This is a genomic window from Nonomuraea spiralis, from assembly GCF_014648435.1.
Taxonomy (GTDB): Bacteria; Actinomycetota; Actinomycetes; order Streptosporangiales; family Streptosporangiaceae; genus Nonomuraea; species Nonomuraea spiralis.
On record NZ_BMRC01000005.1, the window covers coordinates 414,346 to 436,858 of the forward strand.

Consider the following 22,513-nt stretch of genomic DNA (forward strand, 5'->3'; position numbering starts at 1 on the left):
ACGCCGTTCCTCGGGATCGGCCGGATCGAGCGGCAGGTACGCGCCACCGGCGGCCAGCACGCCGAGGAGCACGACCGGGAGGTCCAGCCCGCGTTCCATGCTGACGCCGACCGGCTGGTCCAGCCGCACGTCCAGCCCGGCCGCCACCGCGCGGGCCCGCTCGGCCAGCTCGCGGTAGGTGAGCCGGTCGCCTTCGAAGACGAGCGCCGTCGCGTCCGGTGTCCGTTCCGCCTGTTCGAAGACCAGCTCGTGCAGGGTTCCGCCCGGGTGGTCGTGCGCGGTGGAGTTCCAGAGGGCGAGCAGGGCCGCGTCCTCCGGCGAGATGCCGACGTCCCCGGACAGCGCGCGGACGTAGTGATCCCGGATCGCCGCGATCTGGCCGGCGGGGAACTGCGTGGTGTCGTAGGAGATGGTCAGCGTCAGCCCCTGGCCGGGCGTCCGGACGAAGGCCGCGCTGAAGGCGAAGTCGGTCTGCTCGAAGAAGTCCTGGCCCTCGATGGGCGTGGCGGCGGCACCGCGTACGTGGAAGTCGCGGAAGTCCACGTGCGTGTCCAGCAGGCGGGCGCGACCGCTGGCCCGCTGGATCTCGAAGAGCGGGAAGTGCCGGTACGGCAGCGCCGCCACCTCCGCCTGGAACACCTGCTGGACCAGGTCGGCAGCGTCGGCCCGCACGCGCAGCGGGACGGTGTTGAGGAACAGCCCGAGCACCTCGTCGCCCGCCTCGCTCTCCGGACGGCTGTGCGTGAGCATCCCCGTCAGGACGTCCGGATCGCCGGTCAGCAGGGCCATGACGCGTACGTGCGCCGCGAGCAGCACCGAGCGCAGGGGCACCCGGGCGGCGGCCGCCTCCTCGGTGAGCGCCTTCGCCAGGTCGCCGGGCAGCGCCGTGGCCAGCACCTCGACCTTGCGCGGCCCGCCGGTGGGGTAGCCGGGCATCCGGGGCAGCCGGCCCTCCGGCGCCTCGGCGATCGCCTCCCGCCAGAACTCCGCGGCCTCCGGCCGGGCGAGCGCGGCCTTCTCGGCCGCCACCAGGTCGCGGAAGCGCGCCCCCGGCGGCCCGACCGGCAGCCCCGGTGTCGCGTAGCGCGCCAGCAGCTCGCTGACCAGCCTCGCGACGCTCCACCCGTCGAGGATCGCGTGATGGAAGTAGACGGTCAGCGCGAACCTGCCGGCCTCGGGCCGCACGTGGACGCGTAGCAGGGGCGCCCGCGTCCAGTCGAAGGGCCCGTACTCCGGCTCGCCGTCGGAGACGGTCAGCGGGATCTCCGCGCGGTCGTGCACGAGCTGGACGGGCTCGCTGAACCCGGTCAGGTCGAACGAGGTCCGCAGCACCTCGTGCCGCGCCGACAGCTCCTCCAGCGCCCTGACCAGCGCCGCCTCGTCGAACGTGCCGCGCAGCGTGAGCGTGGTGTGGTCGTGGAAGGTCACGCCGTCCAGCTCGCTGTGGTACAGCATCCCGGCCTGGAGGGCGCTGAGCGGGTAGGCGTCGATGATCATCGCGTGAGCCTCTCTCTGTCCGCCAGGCTGAGCAGGTCGAAGGCTCCCGCCGCGGGTTCCGGTACGGCCTGCCGCGGCCGCAGGACGGCGGCCAGTTCGGCGACCGCCTGATGGGTGAACAGGTGTTGCAGTTCCACGCCGTAGCCCATGGCGCGCAGCCGGGCCACGACCTTGAGACTGCGGATCGAGTCGCCGCCCACGGCGAAGAAGGTGTCGTGCCTGCCGACCCGGTCGAGGCCGAGAGCCTCCTGCCAGACCTGCGCGACGGCGTTCTCCGCCTCGCCGCGCGGCGGCTCCCAGGGCAGGTCGGCCGGGCGGTCGGGGGCGGGGAGGGCGGCGCGGTCGAGCTTGCCGTTGGCGGTGACGGGCAGGCGGTCGAGCCGTACCCACGCCGTCGGGATCATGAAATCTGGCAGTAATTCGGACAGGTCGGGGGTGTCGCCGACGACGTATCCGACCAGGCGGCCGTCCACGAGCTTGGCCGCCGCGCCCGTGACGCCCGGCTGTTCGCGCAGGACGGCCTCGATCTCGCCCAGCTCCACGCGCATGCCGCGGATCTTGACCTGGTGGTCGGTGCGGCCCAGGTATTCGAGCTCGCCCGAGGGCAGCCGGCGGGCCAGGTCACCGGTCCGGTAGAGCCGGCCGCCGCCGGGCGCGGGCAGGAAACGTTCGGCGGTGAGCGCCGGTTTGCCGAGGTAGCCGCGGGCGAGTTGCACGCCGCCGATGTGGAGCTCTCCGGGGGTTCCGATGGGGACTTCGCAGAACTGCTCGTCCAGGACGTGCAGGGTGGTGTTGTCCACCGGCCGTCCGATGGGGACGTTCGGCTCGCCCGGTTGGCAGGGGTGCCAGGAGACGTCTACGGCGGCTTCTGTGGGGCCGTAGAGGTTGTGGAGTCCTGGGAGGTCGATGCCGGGTGGGAGGGCTTCGCCGGAGCAGATGATCCGTTGCGGTGGTTGGATGTCCTCCTCCTCCAGGAAGGCCTGGAGCATCGAGGGGACGAAGTGCGCGGTGGTGATGTCTTCCGTCTTGATGAGGTCGCGCAGGTAGGCGGTGTCGCGGTGTCCGCCGGGCCGGGCGATGACCATGGTCGCGCCGGTGATGAGCGGCCAGAAGAGTTCCCAGACCGACACGTCGAAGGTGGTGGGCGTCTTGTGCAGGACGCGGTCTTCCGGGGTGAGGTGGAAGGTGTCCTGCATCCAGCGCAGCCGGTTGACGATGGCTCGGTGGGAGACGCCCACGCCCTTGGGGCGTCCGGTGGAGCCGGAGGTGAAGATGACGTAGGCCAGGTTGTCCTCGTGCACCCGTACGACAGGGCCCGGGGTCGTGTGCCCGTCCGCCGCCGTGAGCACCAGGTCGGCGCCCGCGTCGGCCAGCATGCCGCGCGTACGCTCCGCCGGGTGGCCCGGATCGAGCGGCAGGTACGCCCCACCGGCCGCCAGCACGCCGAGGAGCACGACCGGGAGGTCCAGCCCGCGTTCCATGCTGACGCCGACCGGCTGGTCCAGACGGGATCCCAGCCCGGCGGCGACGGCGCGGGCCCGTTCGGCCAGTTCGCCGTAGGTCAGCCGGTCGCCCTCGAAGACCAGCGCCGTCGCGTCCGGCGTCCGCTCCGCCTGCTCGAAGACCAGCTCGTGCAGCGTCCCGCCGGGATGCTCCCGGGTGGTGGAGTTCCACCGCGCGATCTGCTCCCGCTCCTCGGCCGGCAGGATGTCCAGACGCCCCACCGGCAGGTCGGGCGCCGCCACCACCGCACGCAGGAGGGCGCCGAACCGGCGTGCCAGCCGCTCGATCGTCTCCGGCCGGAACAACTCGGCGTTGTAGACGAAACGCCCCGCCAGCAGGTCACCCCGCTCGGCGGCGTAGAGCTCCAGGTCGAACCGGGTGGTCGTGCTGTCCGGCTCGAAACCCTCGCCGCCGTCGCGATAGGTCTGCAGCGCGAACAGCACCTGGACCAGCGGCGGGCGGCTGACGTCGCGTTCGGGGTCCAGCTCGGCGACCAGCTTCTCGAACGGCAGCTCCTGGTGGTCGTAGACCTCGATCGCCCCGTCCCGCGTACGGCGCAGCAACTCGGCGAACCCGGGATCGCCCGCCAGCCGCGCCCGCAGCGGGAGCAGGTTGACGAACAGGCCCACCATGTCCTCGAACTCCGGCCTGGTCCGCCCGGCCACCGGCGAACCCACCGCGAATCCGGTCGTACCGGACCAGCGGGCCAGCAACACCTGGAAGGCGGCGAGCAGCCCCATGTAGAGCGTCGCCCCCTCGGCCCGGCACAACTCGCGGAACTCCGCGATGTCCAGCTCCAGGTCGTGCCAGCCGCCCTGGAAGCCCTGCCGAGGCGGGCGCGGCCGATCCAGGGGCAGCTCGAGGACCTGCAACCCGTCCAGCTCGCCGCGCCAGAACGCCAGGTCGCCGGCCAGCCGCGCGCCGCTCAGCCGCTCGCGCTGCCAGGACGCGTAGTCGCCGAAACCCAGCCGGGGTCCGTGCTGCGGCGGCTCCAGGAGTTCGCGGAGGATGAGGTCGGCCGACCAGCCGTCGGCGACGATGTGATGGACCGCGACCAGCAGCGCGTGGTCGTCGGGCGCCAGCCGTACCAGGGTGGCGCGCAGCAGCGGGCCGGTCGCCGGCTCGAAGGGGAGCGCGGCGTCGGCGCTGAGCACCTGCCTGGCCGCCGCCTCCGTCGGCGCGTCCACAATGCGCAGCGGGACGCGTACCCGCTCGGCCACCCGTACCTCCGGCCGCCCGTCGGGGCCGGCCGGGAAGGTCATGCGCAGGCTCTCATGCCGGGCGACCACGGCGTCGAGCGAGTGCCGCAGCCGTTCGGTGTCGAGCGGGCCGCGCAGCCGGGCCGACACGGGCAACACGTACGCGCTCGTCCCGGGGGCGAACTGCTCCATGAACCACAGCCGCTCCTGCGCGAACGACAGCGGCGGATCGCCGCCCCCGGCACGCCGCGGGATCTCCTCGGCGTCGCCCAGGCCCGCGATCGCCTTGCGGAAGCGCGCCTCCACGCGCGCACGCCGCTCATCCACGCTCGTCGGCCTCCTCGGCCAGGTTCTCCAGCGCCGCGGCCAGCAGGCGTGGCGTCGGGTGGGTGAAGGCCAGCTTGAGCGGCACCTCCAGCTCGATGGCCGCGGCGATGCGGGCCGTGGTCCTGGTGGCCAGCAGCGAGTGGCCGCCGAGCTGGAAGAAGTCGTCCAGTACGCCGACCCGCTCCAGCCCCAGCACCTCGGTCCAGACCATGCAGACCAGCTCCTCGGCCGCGCCGACCGGCGGCTCGTACGCCGCGGTCCGCGTCTGACCCGGCTCGGGCAGGGCCTCCCGGTCGATCTTGCCGCCGGGGGTCAGCGGAATGCGATCGAGTGTGACGACCACACTCGGCACCATGTGCGGGGGCAGCTCGGCGGCCAGGTGATCACGTAACCCGTCGCCGCCGTCGTGCACGGCGTACGCGATCAGGCGGTCGTCGCGGACCACCACGGTGGCCTGCCGTACCGACGGGTGGGCGAGCAACACCGATTCCACCTCGCCCGGCTCCACGCGGTACCCGCGCACCTTCACCTGCCGGTCCAGCCGGCCGAGGATCTCCAGGCTGCCGTCCAGGCGGAAGCGGGCCCGGTCGCCGGTGCGGTAGAGGCGCGAGCCGTCAGGACCGGGGACGAAACGCTCGGCCGTGAGGGCGGACGCGCCCCGGTAGCCGCGGGCCAGGCCGCTGCCGCCGATGTGCAGCTCGCCCGCGACGCCGGGCGGAACCGGCAGCCCGTCGGGGGCCAGCACCTGAAGTGTGGTGCCGGGCAGGGCGACCCCCACGGCCGGACGGCGCAGCGCCTCGGCGGGGTGCATCTCGGCGGTGGCCGCGATGATCGTGGTCTCGGTGGGGCCGTAACTGTTGATCAGGCGCACGCCCGGAGGCGCGGACTCGTACCAGGCGGCCAGGGCGGGGCCGGGCAGCGGGTCGGCGCCCAGGATGAGCAGCCGCAGGCCGGACGGCCACGCGACCCCCATGGCCACCAGCTCCTGCCAGTACGACGTGGGCAGGTCCAGCACGGTGAGCGCCGAACCCTCCGGGGTCTTCAGGAAGTCCGGCAGCGGCTCGTCCGGGCACAGGACGAGCTCGGCGCCGGCGGCCAGCGCCGGGTAGATCTCCTCGGCGTGCGTGTCGAAGCTCGGCGAGGCGAACTGCAGGACGCGGTCGCCCGGCCCGAGCTCGTAGTGCGCCCGCATCCAGCCCACCCGTGAGGCGAGCGCCTCACGCGGCACCTCCACGCCCTTGGGACGTCCGGTCGAACCCGAGGTGTAGATCACGTAGGCCAGCGAGCCCGGCGGGGTGGCCTGGGGTGCGCCGCCGACGTGGGACGCCGGCTCGCGCAGGCCGTCCTCGTCGAGCACCAGGGCTGCCCCCGCGTCCGCCGCCATCCACCGCAGCCGCTCCGGCGGGTAGGCCGGGTCGAGCGGCAGGTACGCGCCGCCCGCCTTGCCGACCGCGAGCATCCCGGCGATCAGCTCCACCGAGCGCCCGGCGCGCAGGCCCACGACCGTGTCCGGGCCGACGCCGGCCTCGGACAGGCGCCCGGCCAGCGCGGTGGCCATGGCGTCCAGTTCGGCGTAGGTGACCCGGCGGGCGCCGTGGCTCACCGCCGGGGCGCCGGGCGAGAGCCGTACGCGCTCGTGGAAGAGGTCGAGCACGTCGCGCGCGGGCGGCTGCGGGTTGTCGAGGGCCGGCGGCCGGTCCTCGGGCAACATCATCGCCGCGCGCAACGCGGACAGCGGCGTGCCCGGGTCGCCCGCGACCGTCTCCAGCACCCGTTCCCAGCGTCGCAGCAACCGCGTCGCGGTCTCCTCCTCGAACAGGTCGCTGGCGTAGGACAACATCGCCCAGAGCGAGCCGTCGAACTGGGTGATGTCCAGCATCAGGTCGAACTTCGCCTGGGTCGCCCCCGGGTCGAACATCTCCACCTCGATGCCCGGCAACGGAAGGGCGGAGGCCGCCTTGTCCTGGATCACGAACATCGCCTGGAACAGCGGCGTCGTGCTCAGGTCGCGGCGGATGCCGAGGTCGTTGAGCAGGCGTTCGAACGGGATGTCCTGGTGCGCGAACGCGTCCAGGACCGTCGCCCTGGTCCGCGCGAGCAGCGTGCGGAAGGACGGGTCGCCGGACAGGTCGCCGCGCAGTACCAGCGTCTCGGGGAAGAAGCCGACGACGTCGTGGAGTTCCGGGCGGTCGCGTCCGGCGATGACCGAGCCGACCGTGAGGTCGTCCCTGCCGCAGTGAGCCGCCAGCAGGAGCTGGTAGGCGGCCAGCAGGACCATGAACAGCGTGCCGCGCTCGTCCCTGGCCAGCTGCTCCAGGCGGGCCGTCAGCTCGGGGCCGATGCGGCGCGCGCAGTAGTCGCCACTGGGCACCCGTACGGCCGGCCGCGGCCGGTCCGTGGGCAGGTCGAGCGGCTCCACGCCGTCGAGCTGGGCGCGCCAGTAGTCCAGGGACTTCTGCGACGGCTCGCGGCCCCGCTGCCAGGCGGCGAAGTCGCGGTAGTCGACCGAAGGAGCGCCCAGGCCGGCCGCGTTCCCGGCGTAGCAGGCGGCCAGCTCGGAAAAGATGATCTTCAGGGACCAGCCGTCGGCCACCAGGTGATGCAGGACCAGGCAGAACACGTGATCGGTCGCCGACAACGTGATCAGGTGCACCCGTACCAGCGGGCCCGTGGCCACGTCGAACGGCGTGTTGGTCAGCTCGGCCACGAGCGCCGTGGCGCGCGCCTCCCGTTCGGAGGCGGGCAGGTCCGCCAGGTCCACCAGCACCGGATCGAGCTTCAGCTCAGGCTCGACGACCTGGACCGGACTGCCTTCCACGGCGGGGAAGCGGGCCCGCAACATCGGATGCCGGGCCGCCACGGCGGTCAGCGCCGCGGCGAGGTCCTGGACGGACAGCTCGCCGCGCAACCGCTGCACCATGTACATGTTGTAGGAGGCGTCGGCCGGGTCGAGCTGTTGCAGGAACCAGAGCCGCTCCTGCCCGTAGGAGAGCGGCGCCGGCGCGTCCGGATCGCTGCGCGCGGGAATGCCGGTGGGCCGGGCCTTCGGCTGCCGCTGGAGCCTGCGCTCCAGCGCCGCACGCTGTTCCGGGCTGAGTCGGGCGAGCCGCCCTCGCACCTCGCTCATCCGTCCGCGTCCTCCGCCAGGAGATCGTCCAGCTCGACGTCGCCGAGCTGGAGTTCCAGTACGGCCAGCGCGTGCTCGGTCACCGTGGTGAGCTCGAAGCAGACCCGCAGGTCCATCTCGATCCCGTACTCCTCCCGGTACCTGGTGATCAGCTGGACGGCCAGCAGCGAGTGCCCGCCGAGGGCGAAGAAGTCGTCCTCGACGCCGACCCGGTCACGGCCCAGCAGCTCGCCCCAGAGCGCGCACAGCTCCTCCTCCAGCGGCGTCTCCGGCGCGACGTAGGTGGTGCCGAGATCGCCGCGGCCGGGCCCGGTGGGCGGCGGCAGCGCGGCGCGGTCGAGCTTCCCGCTCGGACTCAGCGGGAACTCGGTGACCTGCACGAACGCCTGCGGCACCAGGGCCGGCGGCAACGTGCGCGCCAGCCCGGTACGCAGCTCGTGCGAGAGCCGGCTCGCCTCGCCCGTCCAGTCCACGTAGGCCACCAGCCCGGGGCCGCCCGGCGCGTCGTCGCGCAGTGCCACGACGACCCGGCGCACCCGGGAGTCCTCGGCCAGCGCCGCCTCGATCTCGCCCAGCTCGACCCGCCAGCCGTGCACCTTCACCTGGTCGTCGATGCGGCCGAGGAACTCGATCTCCCCGTCGGCGCGCAGCCTGGCCAGGTCGCCGGTGGCGTACAGGCGCGCGCCCGGCGGCCCGTACGGGTCGGGGACGAAGCGCTCGGCCGTCAGCCCCGGCCGTCCCGCGTAGCCGCGGGCCACCTGGACGCCGCCGATGTGCAGGTGACCGGGCACGCCGACGGGCCTCGGCTCCAGGTGCTCGTCCAGGACGTGCAGGCGGCAACCCGGCATCGGACGGCCGATGGGGATCACCGTCTCGCCCGGCCGGCAGGCGTGCCAGGAGACGTCGACGGCCGCCTCGGTGGGGCCGTAGAGGTTGTGCAGCTCCACGCCGGGCAGGCGGTCGAAGAAGCGGGCCGCCAACCTGGGCGGCAGCTCCTCGCCGCTGCACACCACGCGGCGCAGCGACGTGCACGACTCGATGTTCGCCTCCTCCAGGAAGAGGGCGAGCATCGACGGCACGAAGTGCATCGTGGTCACCGAATGCCGCTTGATCAGGTCGCGCTGGTGGCTGGGGTCGCGGTGGCCGCCCGGCCGTACCGGGACGAGGCAGGCGCCCTGCAGCAGCGGCCAGAAGAACTCCCACACCGACACGTCGAAGCTGGTCGGGGTCTTCTGCATCACCACGTCGCCGGCCGTCAGCCCGAACGTCTCCTGCATCCAGGCGAGCCGGTTGACGATGCCGCGATGGGTGTTGACCACGGCCTTCGGCCGGCCGGTCGAGCCCGAGGTGTAGATCAGGTACGCGGCGTCGTCCGGTCCGGTCACCGGCTCCAGGTCGCCGGAGGCGAAGTCGTGGTCGTCCTCCAGCAGCACCGTCTCGATCGGCCCGCCGGGCACCACCAGGTGGCGCTGGGTCAGCAGCACCCGCGCGCCGCAGTCGGCGAGCATGAACTCCAGCCGGTCCCGCGGGTACTCGGGATCCAGCGGCACGTACGCGCCGCCCGCCTTGAGGACGGCGAGCAGCGCGACGACCAGCTCGGGCGAGCGTTCCGCGCAGACCGCGACAGTGCGGCCGCGTTCGACGCCGACGTCCCGCAACCGGCGGGCGAGCCGGTTGGCGCGGCCGTTGAGCTCGGCGTAGGTGAGCGTGACCTCGCCGAAGACCACCGCCGGGGCGTCCGGGGCGGCGGCCGCCCGGGCCTCGATGAGCGTGTGCAGGGTTCCGGGCGCAGCCTGGGGCGCGCCGGTCCCGAGGGCCAGCACCCGCGCACGTTCCTCCGCGGCGAGCACGGGAAGCGTGGGGACCGACCGGTCGGGGTCGGCGGCGGCCGACTCGACCAGCGTCCGCAGGTTCGCCTCGAAGCGTTCGATCGTCTCCGGATCGAACAGGTCGGTCGCGTACTCCAGCCGGGTGTGCAGCAGCCCGTCGCGCATGTTGACGTCGAGCTGGACGTCCACCTTCGCGGTGCCGTTGGCGATCTGCCCCTCGTTGGTACGGATGGCCAGGTTGAACATCACCTGGTAGAGGGGCGGCACGCTCAGGTCCCGGGTCGGCTGGAGATCCTCCACCAGCCGCTCGAACGGCAGTTCCTGATGGTCGAGCGCCTCGGCCACCGTCGCCCGTACGCGGGTGGCCGCCTCGCGGAAGCTGGGCGCGCCCGACAGGTCCACGCGCAGCGGCACCGCGTTGACGAACATGCCGATGACCGGCTCGGTCTCGGGCAGCAGCCGTCCCGCGACGGGGGTGCCCACCACGATGTCGTCGATCCCGGACCAGCGCGACAACACGGACGCGTACGCGGTGAGCATCACCGTGAACAACGTCGTGTTGAGCTCCTTGGCCAGCCGTTCCACGCCCGCCGACAGCTCGGGGGAGTAGGTGCCGAGCCGGATCCCGCCCCGATACGTACGGCGGGCCGGCCGCGGCCGGTCGCCCGGCAGGGCGAGGTCGGCGGGCACCCCGGCCAGCCGTTCGCGCCAGTGGACCAGCTCGGTCTCCAGGAACTCGCCGGACAACCTGCCGCGCTGCCACACGGCGAAGTCGGCGAACTGGATCGGCAGTTCGGGCAGCTTCGGCGCACGGTCCTCGCCGAGCGCGTCGTAGCACTCCTCCACCTCGTCCATGAAGACCATGGACGAGATGCCGTCGAAGATCGTGTGGTCGAAGACGATGGCCAGCCGCAGATCGTCCTCGGCCAGCTTGACGTGCCTGGCCCGGTACAGCGGCGCCCGTTCCATGTCGAACGGCAGCACCGCGTCCGCCTGGGCCAGGCGGGCCAGCTCCGCCTCGGCGCCGTCCCGCGGAAGGTGGGTCAGGTCCGTCTCCGTCAGGACGGTGGGCGGCGCGCCGGGGCTGACGAGCTGCACCACCTGCCCGTCCCGGAACTCGAACGTGGTGCGCAGCGCCTCATGGCGCCGTACGACCAGGTCGATCGCCCGTTCCAGCCGGCGCGGGTCCACCGGCTGCCTGGCCGCCATCGGCATGATCATCCCGATGTTGTAGACGGCCAGATCGGGCTCGAAGCGCGAAAGGAACCACATCCGCTCCTGGCCGGAGGACGCGGGGAAGGCATCACTCACTGTCCATGGCCTCTCGCAGGCTCTTCGGGCGCATGTCGGTCCACACCTGCTCGATGTGGCCCAGGCATTCGTCCTTGGTGCCGGAGAAACCGGCGTCGTACCAACCGGAGGGGTTGTCCCGGCCGGCGGGCCAGATGGAGTACTGCTCCTCGTCGTTGCGGACGACCTTGGTGTCTGTGCTGGTCTCTGCGCTCATGCGGAACTCCGGGGGAGACGGGGGATGGTCTGGGCGGCGGGCCCGGTGGCGGGGGCGGGCTCGGGGGCCGCGGCCGTGGCGGCGTCGATCAGGGCGGCGACCCCGGCCACGGTCGGCTCCTCGAAGAGGTTGCGCATCGGCAGCCGCACCCCCAGCTCCTTGCGGATGAGGGCGATGAGCTGGACCGCGATGAGCGAGTTGCCGCCCAGCTCGAAGAAGTCGTCGTCGACGCCGATGTGGTCGCCGCCGAGCACCTCGCCCCACAGGCGGGCGATCGTGGCCTCGGCGTCGTTGCGCGGGGCGACGTAACCCTCGGCGGGCGCCTTGTCCTGCCGGTCGGCGACCGCCGCCGGATCGAGCTCGGACTCCACGGTCTCCTGGGTCAGCGAGCCGACGCCGGCGACGAGTTCGGCCACCGTGGTGGCCGCCACCACGACCTGCGGGCCGAGCGGCGCGGCCAGCAGCCTGCGCAGGGAGAGGGCCCCCTCGGCCGGCCTGATGCCGGCCGCGTCGTCGGCCGTGGCCGCCGCCGGGGCGGCGAGCTGGGAGCCGGCGCTGGTGACGACCCCGGACACCACGGCCTCGGTGTCGATCCTGCGCAGGACGTAGTCGGAGACCTGCACCAGCACCGTGCCGTCGGGCGCGATCATCGTGACGTCCACGACCAGCACCTCGTCGGTGTCGGTGCTGGTGATGCGCAGATGGCTCCAGAACGCCTCGGGCAGGGCGCCGAACACGGTGATGCGGCCGTAGCCGAGCGGCAGGTAGTGACCCTCGACCTCGACCCAGCTGAACGTGGTGGCGACGTCGAGCAGGGCCGGGTGCAGCCCCCAGCGGTCGAGATCGGACAGCAGCGCGTCGTTGGCCTCGAACAGGCCGAGCGCCTCCTGCCGGCCGGCATGCGTGGCGGTCAGGGTCCGGTGCCAGTGCTCGCCCAGCGTGAGCAGGCCCGACAGGGGGACGCCGCCCTGCTCGTCCGTCGAGGGCACGCAGCGATCCATGATCGCCCGCAGGTCCACGCGGTCGGCGGCCGGCGGGTTCACCTTGGCCGCCGTGCCTCTGGCGTGGACGCGGTGCGACCCGCCGATGATGCTCTGCACCTGGAACTCCGCGCCGTCGGCCTCCGGGGTGAAGATCACCCGTACCTCGGCGGTGGCGCCGTCGGCCACCGACAGCGGTTCGACGAACACCACGTCCCGCAGCTCGACCAGGCCGCTGCCGGGCAGCACCGCCTCGGCGGCCGTCCTGGCCAGTTCGAGGTGACCGGTGCCCGGCAGTACCGACACGTCGGCGATGCGGTGTTCGTCCAGCACCCAGTGGGTGCTCGGCGAGAGGGTGCCGCTGCACCAGTCGAGACCGTTGCCCTCGCCGGCGTGCCGCGCGTCGAGGACCGGGTGGTCGATCGCCTTGATCCGGTCGCCGCGTTGCAGGGCGACGAATCCGGCGGGGGCCGCGGTCTCCACCGCCATGCCGACTTCCAGCCACCTGCCCCAGTTGACGCTGACGATCTGGGCGGCGTTCCAGCCTTGCCCGGCGCGGGCGTGCGCGTCGAGGAAGTTGTTGGCCGCGCAGTAGTCGATCTGCCCGAACCCGCCGGCCACCGCGGTGATCGACGAGCAGAGCACCACGGCCTCCAGCTCCAGCTCGCCGAACGCCTCCTGGAGCGCCAGCGTGCCGAGCACCTTGGGCCGGAGCACGGCCTCCGCCGCCTCCCGCTCCTTGATCTGGGCCATGCCCCCGCCGGGCAGGCCGGCCGCGTGCACGAGCACGTCCACCCGGCCGAACGCGGCGAGCGTCTCGTCCCTGACCCGGCGCATGTCCGCCGGATCCGTCACGTCGGCGGCGAGGGTCAGCACCCGCGCCCCGGCGGCCTCCATCCGGCGGATCGCCTCGGCGGCGCGCGCCTCGCGGGCCGACCGCGGCGGGCCGCCGGGCAGCCCGGTCCTGGACAGCAGGACGAGGTTGACGCGGGCCCGCGCCGCCAGGTCCTCGGCCAGCGAGACGCCGATGCCGCCCAGACCGCCGGTGATCACGTACACCTGGCCGTCGCGCGGCTCGCCCGGCTCGCTCGTCACCTCCACCTGCTCGTATCCGAGCAGCCACCGCTTCCCGCCGCGCAGGGCGACCGGGGCCAGCAGCCCGGCCTCGCCGGGCTCCGCCGCGCGGCCCAGCTCGGCGGCGAGGCCACGCACCGCCGCCTGCCAGTTCGCGTCCCGGTCGGGCGCGTCGATGTGGCGGACCCGCAACCACGGCGTCTCCAGGGGGACGACCCGGGCGAAGGCGGCCAGCGTCGCGTGCTCCGGCCTGGTCAGGTCGTCGCCGACGACGTCCATCGTGCCGGCGGTCACCAGGTCGAGCTGCACGCCGCCGGGCGGCTGGGCCGCCGACAACGCCTGCACGAGGGCCAGGACGCCGAAGAAGCCGCGGTCCTGCGCCGCCCACGTACGCTCACCGCCGGTGAGGGCCCAGGCGTGCACGATCCGCTCGGGGATCTCGCCGACCGCTTCGAGCAGCGCGTCGTAGTCCTCCCGTTCGGCGGGCCGTACGGTGAAATGTCCGTCGGAGGCGCTGAACGCGGAGCCCGGCCGTACCTCCAGGACCTCGGCGCCGGAGGCGCGCAGGGCGTCGGCCAGCGCGGCCGAGTCCTCGTCCACGAAGGCCAGGCAGCGCGTGATCGGCGACGCGGTCGCCGGACGGGCGGGCGCCTGGTGCCAGACGGGCACGCCGTACCACTGCTCGGGAGGCAGGGGCCCCTCGGCCTGCCGCGGCGCGGCGACGCCGCCGGAGAAGGCGCCCTGCGGGTCGGGGTCGATCCAGGCGCGCTGCCGCTCCCACGGGTAACCCGGCAGCGAGACGCGGAAGCCGGGGGCGCCGAAGTCGTTCAGCTCGACGCCGTGCACCCAGAGCGCGCCCACGGCCTGCGAGAGGACCGCGACGTCACCGGCCCGGTCGCGCGGGCCGGGCAGCGACGGCAGCGGGGCGATCGCGCCGGCGGGCAGCTGGGTGCCCGCCAGGCCGGACAGCTGCCGTCCAGGGCCGCACTCGATCATGATCCATTCGCCGTCGGCCAGGAGCGTCGAGACGCAGTCGCCGAAGCGGACCGGTTCGCGTACGTGGCGGGCCCAGTACGACGGGTCGGTGGCCTCCGCGGCGGTGATCCAGGTGCCGGTCACGTTCGACAGGAACGGCAGGCTCGGCGCGGCCGGCCCGACGGCGGCGACCAGCTCGCGGAACTCCCGCAGCATCGGCTCCATCATCGCCGAGTGGAAGGCGTGCGAGGTGCGCAGCTGGGTGCAGCCGATGCCCTCCTCCTCCAGCATCTCGGCCAGATCCCTGATCGACTCGGACGGGCCGGCGACGACGCACGTGCCGGGGCCGTTGACGGTGGCCACGGAGACGTCGTCGGGCAACATCGGCGCGATCTCGTCGGGCATGAGCTGCACGGCCAGCATGGAACCGGGCGGCAGGTCCTGGATCAGCCGTCCGCGCGCCGCGACCAGCCGCATCGCGTCGGGCAGCGTGAAGACGCCGGCGATGGTGGCCGCCGCGTACTCGCCGATGCTGTGGCCGATCATCGCGGCCGGTTCGACGCCCAGCGAGAGCCAGAGCCTGGCCAGCGCGTACTCGACCGTGAACAGGGCGGGCTGGGTGAGCGAGGTCTGCCGCAGCGCCTCGTCCGCCTCCTCGCCGGTGGCGAAGATCTGCTCGCGCACGTCCAGGACGGCCGCGCACTCGTCCACCGCCTCGCGGAAGATCGGCTCGTTCCGGTACAGCTCCGCGGCCATGCCGCCGTACTGGGAGCCCTGGCCGGAGAAGAGGAAGGCCACCTGCGCGGGTCGCTTCGGCTTGGCGCCGGAGACGACGCGCTTGGGGTCGGTCAGCGCGGCCACCGCGTCGGCCGGCGACGTCGTGACGACGGCGGCCCGGTGCTTGAGCTCGCGGCGGCCCACGCGCAGCGTGAGGGCCACGTCGGCGAGGTCCGTCTCGGGGTGCGCGGCCAGGTGCGCCGCCAGCCGTTCCCGCGCGGCGGCCAGCGCCGACTCGGTCCTGGCCGACAACTTCAGCAGGTGCGCGGGCCGCTCGCGGGGGAGCGGCGGACGCGGCGGCGCCTCCTCCAGTACGGCGTGCGCGTTCGTGCCGCCGATCCCGAACGAGCTGATCCCGGCCCGGCGCGGGAAGCCGTCAGGCTCCCACTTCGTCGGCGAGGAGACGACGTAGAACGGGCTCACCGGGAAGTCGATCTTCGGGTTGGGGCTCTTGAAGTGCAGCGTCGGCGGGATCAGCTTGTTCTCCAGCGCCAGCACCGTCTTGACCAGGCTGGGGATGCCGGCCGACTGGCCGAGGTGGCCGATGTTGCTCTTGACCGAGCCGATGCCGCACCACTGGGTGTCGGTCGTGTGCTGCGCGAACACGCTGGACAGCGCGGCCACCTCGATCGGGTCGCCGAGCGCCGTGCCGGTGCCGTGCGCCTCGACGTAGGTGACCGTACGCGGGTCCACGCCGCCCACGCCCAGCGCCTGCGCGATCACCGCGGCCTGACCGTCCATGCTCGGCGCGGAGAAGCCGACCTTGCCCGCGCCGTCGTTGTTGATCGCGTTGCCCAGGACCACCGCGCGGATGTTGTCGCGGTCCTCGATCGCCTCCGACAGCCGCTTCAGCACGAGGACGCCGCCGCCGCTGCCCCAGGCCGTGCCACCGGCGTCGGCGTCGAAGGAACGGGTGTGCCCGTCGGGCGAGACGATGCCGTCCTGGTCGTAGATGTACCCCTCGCCCTGCGGCAGGTCCAGCATGGCCGCGCCGGCCAGCGCCATGTCACACTCGCCGTTGCGCAGCGCCTCGCACGCGACGTGGAAGGCCACCAGCGCGGTCGAGCACGCGGTGTGCACGGTGTAGCTGGGGCCGCGCAGGTCGAGCTTGTACGAGGTGAGCGTCGCGCAGTAGTCGACGTGGTTGCCCACCATGACCGCGAGCCAGCCGGCGTTCTTGTGGGCCTGGGCGTTGCTGCGGATGTTGCGCCACTGGTAGGTGTCCGTCCCGGTCCCGGCGTAGACGCCGATCTCGCCCGGATAGCGGAACGGGTCGTAGCCCGCGTCCTCCAGCGCCGTGTGCGACAGTTCGAGGAACAACCGGTGTTGCGGGTCGCGGACCTCCGCCTCCCTGATCGACATGCCGAAGAACGCCGCGTCGAAACCCTCGTAGTCGTCCAGCGCCATGGCGGCCGGCACGAAGTTCGGGTCGGCCAGCAGGCTTTCCGCCGTGCCCAGCGCCCGTTGCTCCTCCAAGGTGTAGGTGGTCAGCGACTCGACGCCGTCGGCGAGGTTGCGCCAGAACTGCTGCGCGTCACCCGCTCCCGGGACTCGGCACGACAAGCCGATGATCGCGATCGGCTCAGCCGTGGGCTCGTCCGTCATGGGGCAATCCCCTTCTCGTTGCGGTTCCTCAACCTGTCTCGCCGTGAGGCCAGGCGGCGTGCCGCCCGGTCCAGCCCCGGACTGCCGCCCGCGCCATCGAGATGCGCGGCCAGCGTCCGGATCGTGGGATGCCTGAACAGTTCCGTGATCGGGATCTCGCGGCCGGTCGCCGCCTTCAGCCGTGCCTGCACGGCCGCCATGGCCAGCGAGTGGCCGCCGATCTCGAAGAAGTTGTCGTCGGGGCCGAGCCGCGGCATGCCCAGCACGGCCCGCCACACCTGGGCGACGGTCTTCTGCGTGGGACCGTCGAGGCCGCCGTCGGCCTTCGGCTGCTCGACCGGCCGCCCGCGCAGCGCGGCGCGGTCCACCTTGCCGTTGGGCGTCAGCGGCAGCGCGGGCAGCACCACCACCTCGGTGGGAACGGCGTGCTCGGGCAGCGCCCGGCGCAGTTCGTCCAGGATCCGATGCGCGGCCGTCCCCGGCCCGGCGGGCACGACGTAGCCGATGAGCGTGCCGCCCTCGACCTTGGCCGCAGCGGCCCGTACGTCCCGGCAGGCGGCCAGCGCCGCCTCCACCTCGCCCAGCTCGACCCGGAACCCACGCACCTTCACCTGGTCGTCGGCGCGCCCGGCCGGGGTGACCGTGCCGTCGGGGTTGCGCCGGCCGAGATCCCCGGTACGGAAACGGTCGCCGTCGAAGCGCCGCCCGGTCAGCGCCGGGTCCAGGTAACCGGAGGCCAGATGGCGGCTGCGGACCACCACCTCACCCAGCTCGCCCACCCCGGCCCGCCTGCCGTCCGGCGCCACCACGATGATCTCGCTGCCCTCGACGGGCCGGCCGATCGGCACGACCTCCGGGTACGGCTCCGCGAGCTCGTGCCAGGCGTGTGCCTGCGGCGTCTCGGTCGTGCCGTAGAAGGCGACGAGCCGGGCATTCGGTACGAGCGTCCGCAGCCTGCCCGCCTGGGCGCCGGTGAACAGGTCGCCACCCACGCCGGCCAGCCGTACGTCGGGCAGTGTCGCGCCGGTGCCCGCCAGCATCGCCGCGAGCTGCGGCGTCAGGTGCAGGACGGTGATCGCGTGCTCGCGCAGCCAGGTGACCAGCTTGGCCGGATCGCGGACCAGCTCCAGCTCGGGCACGAACAACTCGGCGCCCGCCGCGGCCGGGACGAACATGTCGCGCAGCGCCGGATCGTGGGCCGGCCCGGACAACAACGCGAACCGGTCGTGCGGCTCGACGGCGAAAGTACGGACGTACCAGGAGATGAAATGAGCCAGCGGCCTCTCGGCGGTGACCACCGGCTTGGGATCGCCCGTGGTGCCCGAGGTCATCGAGAGATAGCCGGACCCCGGCAGCTCGGCGCCGCCCTCGCGCGGCTCGATCGTCCCGTCCCGCAGGACCAGCCGGGCGCCCGCGGCGGCGATCTGCCGCTCCTGTACGGCAGGAGGATACGCCGAGTCGATCACCACCCACCGCGCCCCCGTGGCCAGCACGCCGAGCAGGATCCCCGGCAGCTCGGGCACCCGGGAGGCCACGACGGCCACCACGGCCCCCGGCCCGGCCCCCGCCTCCCGCAGCGCCGCCTCGGTACGCCGCCGCGCCCCCGCGTGGGCGTCGCCGGCCAGCTCCAGCAGCCCGGGGCCGTCCCAGTCCGGGAGCTCCACGTCGGGGGAGCCGGGTTCGGCCCGCCCGGTCAGCAACTCGCCGAGCAGCCCGACATAGCCGTCGACCAGCGCCGTCATGCGCTCGGCCGAGAACAGGTCGGGGTTGTAGACCAGCTCCAGCGCGTAACCGCCGCGCTGCTCGCCCACGTACATCGTCAGGTCGAACAGCGCCCCCGGCAGCCCCGGCCGCAACGGCTCACTCTCGCAACCGTCCAGCTCCAGATGGGCCTGCGCGAAGTTGTACATGTTGAACATGACCTGCGTGATCGGGTTGCGGCTCAGGTCGCGCGGCAGCCTCAGCGACTCCAGCAACTGCCCGAGCGGCACGTCCCGGTGCCTGATCGCCGCGCCCAGCTCGGCCGCGCACGCCGTCACCTGCTCCGCGAAGTCGCCCCGAGGGCGCAGCCGCAGCGGCAGGACCTGCACGCACATCCCCACCAGCGACTCGAACGCCACGTGCGGCCGGTCCGCGTACGCCGCCCCCACCACCAGGTCGTCACGTCCCGACAACCCGGCGAGCAGGCGGGCGAACGCGGCCAGCAACACCGCGTACGGCGTGCTGCCCAGCCGCGCAGCCAGCTCGGCCACCTGTCCGCCCAGTGCCGCGTCCAGCTCGCCCCGGCAGGAGGCGCCGCGGAAGGTCTGCGCGGGCGGCCTGGCCGCGTCCCTGGGCAGGTCGAGCACCAGCGGGGCGTCACGCAGGCGCTCCCGCCACCAGCCCAGTGTCTGGCCGTCGTCGTTCCCGCGCAGCCAGCGTACGTAGTCGGCGAACGTGTGCTCGGGCACCTCGACCGGCTCGCCCCGGTAGGCGGCGGACAGGCCGCGGAAGAGCACGTCCTGCGACCAGCCGTCGAACACCAGGTGGTGCGCGGTCAGGCAGAGCACGTGCTCGTCGGGGGCCAGCCGGATCAGCCGCGCCCGGAACAGCGGCCCGGCGGCCAGGTCGAACCGTTCCCGCGCCTCCTTCTCCAGCGCCGCGGCCAGTTCGGCGGCGGACAGGTCGTCGACCGGCAGCGGCACCTCGGCCGGCGGCGCGACCGTCACGTCGGGGATGCCGTCGCGCGAGCCCACCCGCCAGCGCAACGCCTCGTGGACCGCCACCACGGCGGTGAGCGCGCGCCGGAGCGCCGCGACGTCGAGCGGGCCGCGGATCCGTTCGGCCATCGCGATGTTGTGCGCGGTCGACTCGGGCGCCAGCTGCTCGACGAACCACATCCGGCGCTGGGCGGGCGAGAACGCCACCGGGCTCCCGGTGGGCGGCGCGGCGACGGCCGCCCGCGGCGCGTCCTCCACGAGCGCGCGCAGCGCGCCGTAGGTGCGGCCCTCGTACACGTCCTGGACCGACACCGCCCGGCCCAGCTCGGCGCGTACCGCGGCCACCAGCCGCATCGCCCGCAGCGAGTGCCCGCCGCGCTCGAAGAAGTCGTCCTCGTCGTCCGGGACGGGCGCCTCCAGCACCCGCGCCCAGATCCCGGCCAGCCCGGTCGCCGTACCCCGCTCCCACCGGGACCGCGCCTTGAGGGCGGCCAGGTCCACCTTGCCCGAGGGGTTCAGCGGGAGGATGGCCAGGCGTACCAGCTTGGTCGGCAACATGTACGGCGGCAGCCGCACCGCCAGGTCCTCGCGCAGCACGGCGAGGTCGGGCGCGTCCTCGGGCGTCACGTAGGCGACCAGCTCGCCGGTGAAGTCCACCACCGCCTGCAGCACGCCGGGATGCGCGCGCAGAGTCGTCTCCACCTCGCCGATCTCCACGCGCTGCCCCTGCACCTTCACCTGGCGGTCGAGGCGGCCCATGAACGAGATCTGGCCGTCCTCCCCCCACGCCACGTGATCGCCGGTCCGGTACAGCCGCGCCCCCGGCTCCGCCGAGAACGGGTCGGGCACGAACCGTTCGGCGGTCAGCGCGGGCCGGCCCAGGTATCCGCGGCTGACCTGCGGGCCGCCGACGAGCAGTTCGCCGGGCACACCCGGCGGGCACAGGTTCATGTCCTCGTCGACGATGTAGGCCCGGCAGCCGCGCAGCGGCCGGCCGATCGGCAGCGGCCGGTCCCACACGCCGTGGAACTCGCCGCCGACCACGACGACGGTCAGCTCGGTCGGGCCGTACAGGTTGTGGAAGCGCGTGTGCGCCGACCACCGCTCCACCTGCTCGGGCGGGGGCGGCTCACCCGCCGTCACCACGTCCCGCAGGTACGGCAGGCGGCTCGGATCCACCAGCGGGAGCAGCGCGGGCGGGAGGTATCCCCAGGTGACGTCGTGCGCCTCCAGGAAGTGTTGCAACCGGGCCGGGTCCACGCGGTCCTCGTCCGGCACGAGCTGCACGCAGCCGCCGATCGTCAGCGGGAGCACCATGTCCATGATCGAGGCGTCGAAGCCCAGGGCGGAGAAGGCCATCGAGCTGCAGCTCGCGTCCAGGCCGAAGTGCGCGACGGTCGAGGTGACGAAGAAGACCGCGTTGGCGTGGCTCACGACCACGCCCTTGGGCCGTCCGGTGGAACCGGAGGTGTAGATCACCCACGCCGCGTTGCCCGCCACGACGCCGCTCTCCAGCGGCTCGGCCGGCCCCGGCTGGTAGGCGTCCACGAGCGTGGAGGCGCAGCCGTCCAGGAGTTCGCGGCCGCGCTCGTCCACGACGACCACCGCGATCCCGGCGTCCTCCAGCACCTCCTCCAGCCGCTTGCGCGGATGCCCCGGATCCAGCGGCACGTACGCACCGCCCGCCAGATGGACGGCCAGCACCGCCACCGGCATCAGCGGAGTACGGCGGGTGCACAGCCCCACCCGTGCCTCCGGCCCGACGCCCAGCTCGCGAAGCCGGGCCGCCAGCGCCCACGCCCGCTCGACCAGCTGGGCATAGCTGAGCACGTCATCCCATTGCCGGACCGCCGGGGCGTCCGGGGTCCTCGCGGCCTGAGCCGTGATCAGACTGCTGAGGAGTGTCATCCTGCGGCCTCCACACCCGGCCGTACCAGCCGGCCTTGCCGAACCGTCTCGAAACGCAGCAGGAAGCGCGGCGCGCGGACGGCGATCGCGGCGGTCGCCCGGCCCAGCGGCAGGTGCGTCACCCGCCACTCCGCCAGCCACTCCGCCAGCTGTTCCGCCTGCTGTGCCGCTTCGGGCGCCACCTCGGGCACCCAGGTCGCGCCCGGCCGCTGCCCGGCGAACCCGAACAACGCCGGATCCACCCGCGGCCCGTCGCCGGTCGCCCGCGAGACCGCCTCCTTGGCCGTCCACGTGCGCAGCGCGCTGGGCAACCGCAGTTCCTCGGGCAGCCCGGCGTACTCGTCGCGCTCCCGCTCGTCCAGCACCCCGTCGAAGAAGGACTGCTCGTCGGCCAGCGGGCGGAAGCGCTCCAGCGCGGCGCCCACCCGGCCGGCCGCCAGCGCGACCAGCACGAGCCCGCCCGAGTGGCTGAGGCTGTGGCCGGCCTCGCTCCCGCCGCCGGGCAGGGGACGCGGCCCACCTGTGCCCGGCTCGATCCCGTACTCGCCGAGCAGCCGTCGCAGCAGCACCGACCTGCCGACGAACCGGCGCCGCTGGTCCTCCTGCCGGAACCGGGCCGCCCGTGCCGCCTCCTTCGGCGACAACTCGTCCACGGCCGCGCACAACTCGGGCAGTTCGTCGAGGTCGGCCAGCCACACGTGCACCTCGCCCGCGGCCAGGCCCCGATGAGGGCCGTCCGCGATCGTGCGCGCCACCTGATCGGCGTGCGTGGTGAGGAAGAGGTGCGCGGCGTCGAGCGTGTGCAGACGGAAGGTCGAGGAGGTGTGGCGGGCCCAGGCGAGCATGCCGGGATGGGCGACCTCCCGGTCGTGAGCCCCGGCGAAGGCGACGATGGGCACGTCGAGCGGCTCCTGCCTGGCGAAGCGGTAGTGGCGCAGCCACTCCATGTCCGTCCGCAGGGCGGGGATGAGCAACGCCTTGAGCTCGGGCTGCGTCCGCAGGTCCGCGGGCGCGTCCAGCCGGTGGATCAGCTCCTCGATCAGGTCCTCGTCGCCCAGGCCCGTCCACCGTCCCAGCGTCTCCTGGCGCTCCGGCGGGTGCGCGGCGCCGACGTAGAGGCATTCGGGCGCTCGTACGCCGAGCCGCCGCAGCTCGCGGACCACCTCGAAGGCGACCCGTCCGCCCATGCTGTGCCCGTAGATCGAGTACGGCGTGCGGGTGTGGGCGGCGATGGACCGCGCGATCAGCTCCGGGGAGAGGGCTCCGGGTTCAGCCACCCGGCCTTCACGACCGGGGAGCATCACCACCCGTACGTCGAAGACCCCGTCGAACGCCTGCTTCCAGGCCCAGAATGCGGAGACGTCCCCACCGGCGTAGGGGAGGCAGAACAGGAGCGGAGCTCCGGGCGGGTATCGCGTCAGCGAGGCGAACGGTGTCTCAGGTAGCACGTGTTCTTCTCGCCTTGCTACGCAAAGTCCCCCCCGGCAGGTTCGCTGCGCCGTACGA

The 22,513-nt window shown here is 73.4% G+C and carries 8 protein-coding genes; all 8 read right to left on the reverse strand.

What is annotated here, in order from left to right:
* On the reverse strand, positions 1-1,497 hold a 1,497-nt coding region (locus IEZ27_RS14965; RefSeq protein ID WP_189647734.1), incomplete at its 3' end, for a condensation domain-containing protein.
* Entirely contained in the window at positions 1,494-4,526 is a 3,033-nt protein-coding gene (locus IEZ27_RS14970; protein ID WP_189647735.1) for a condensation domain-containing protein, read from the reverse strand. The genes IEZ27_RS14965 and IEZ27_RS14970, both read right to left, overlap by 4 nt.
* Entirely contained in the window at positions 4,519-7,653 is a 3,135-nt protein-coding gene (locus tag IEZ27_RS14975) for a non-ribosomal peptide synthetase (protein ID WP_189647736.1), read from the reverse strand. Before IEZ27_RS14975 ends, IEZ27_RS14970 begins: the two co-directional genes overlap by 8 nt.
* The gene (locus IEZ27_RS14980; RefSeq protein WP_189647737.1) at positions 7,650-10,793 is read right to left on the reverse strand and encodes a non-ribosomal peptide synthetase; all 3,144 of its coding nucleotides are present in this window, start codon (positions 10,791-10,793) and stop codon (positions 7,650-7,652) included. Before IEZ27_RS14980 ends, IEZ27_RS14975 begins: the two co-directional genes overlap by 4 nt.
* Positions 10,786-10,989 (reverse strand): MbtH family protein, encoded by a 204-nt coding sequence (locus tag IEZ27_RS14985; protein ID WP_189647738.1) that lies wholly within the window; start codon positions 10,987-10,989, stop codon positions 10,786-10,788. The genes IEZ27_RS14980 and IEZ27_RS14985 overlap by 8 nt, the downstream gene beginning before the upstream one ends.
* Positions 10,986-16,400, reverse strand: a complete 5,415-nt coding sequence (locus tag IEZ27_RS14990) for a type I polyketide synthase (RefSeq protein WP_189647739.1) — start codon at positions 16,398-16,400, stop codon at positions 10,986-10,988. Before IEZ27_RS14990 ends, IEZ27_RS14985 begins: the two co-directional genes overlap by 4 nt.
* Positions 16,397-21,007, reverse strand: coding sequence for a non-ribosomal peptide synthetase (locus IEZ27_RS14995; RefSeq protein ID WP_189647740.1), 4,611 nt, complete (start codon positions 21,005-21,007; stop codon positions 16,397-16,399). The genes IEZ27_RS14990 and IEZ27_RS14995 overlap by 4 nt, the downstream gene beginning before the upstream one ends.
* Positions 21,004-22,455: a thioesterase domain-containing protein gene (locus IEZ27_RS15000; RefSeq protein WP_189647741.1), complete on the reverse strand. Its 1,452-nt coding sequence runs from the start codon at positions 22,453-22,455 to the stop codon at positions 21,004-21,006. Before IEZ27_RS15000 ends, IEZ27_RS14995 begins: the two co-directional genes overlap by 4 nt.
* Positions 22,456-22,513 lie beyond the last annotated feature (58 nt).

Bases quoted from the DNA above. Each gene is read 5' to 3' on its own strand.
- IEZ27_RS14975 (WP_189647736.1), bottom strand. From the start codon at position 7,653: ATGAGCGAGGTGCGAGGGCGGCTCGCCCGACTCAGCCCGGAACAGCGT.
- IEZ27_RS14985 (WP_189647738.1), bottom strand. From the start codon at position 10,989: ATGAGCGCAGAGACCAGCACAGACACCAAGGTCGTCCGCAACGACGAG.
- IEZ27_RS14990 (WP_189647739.1), bottom strand. From the start codon at position 16,400: ATGACGGACGAGCCCACGGCTGAGCCGATCGCGATCATCGGCTTGTCG.
- IEZ27_RS14995 (WP_189647740.1), bottom strand. From the start codon at position 21,007: ATGACACTCCTCAGCAGTCTGATCACGGCTCAGGCCGCGAGGACCCCG.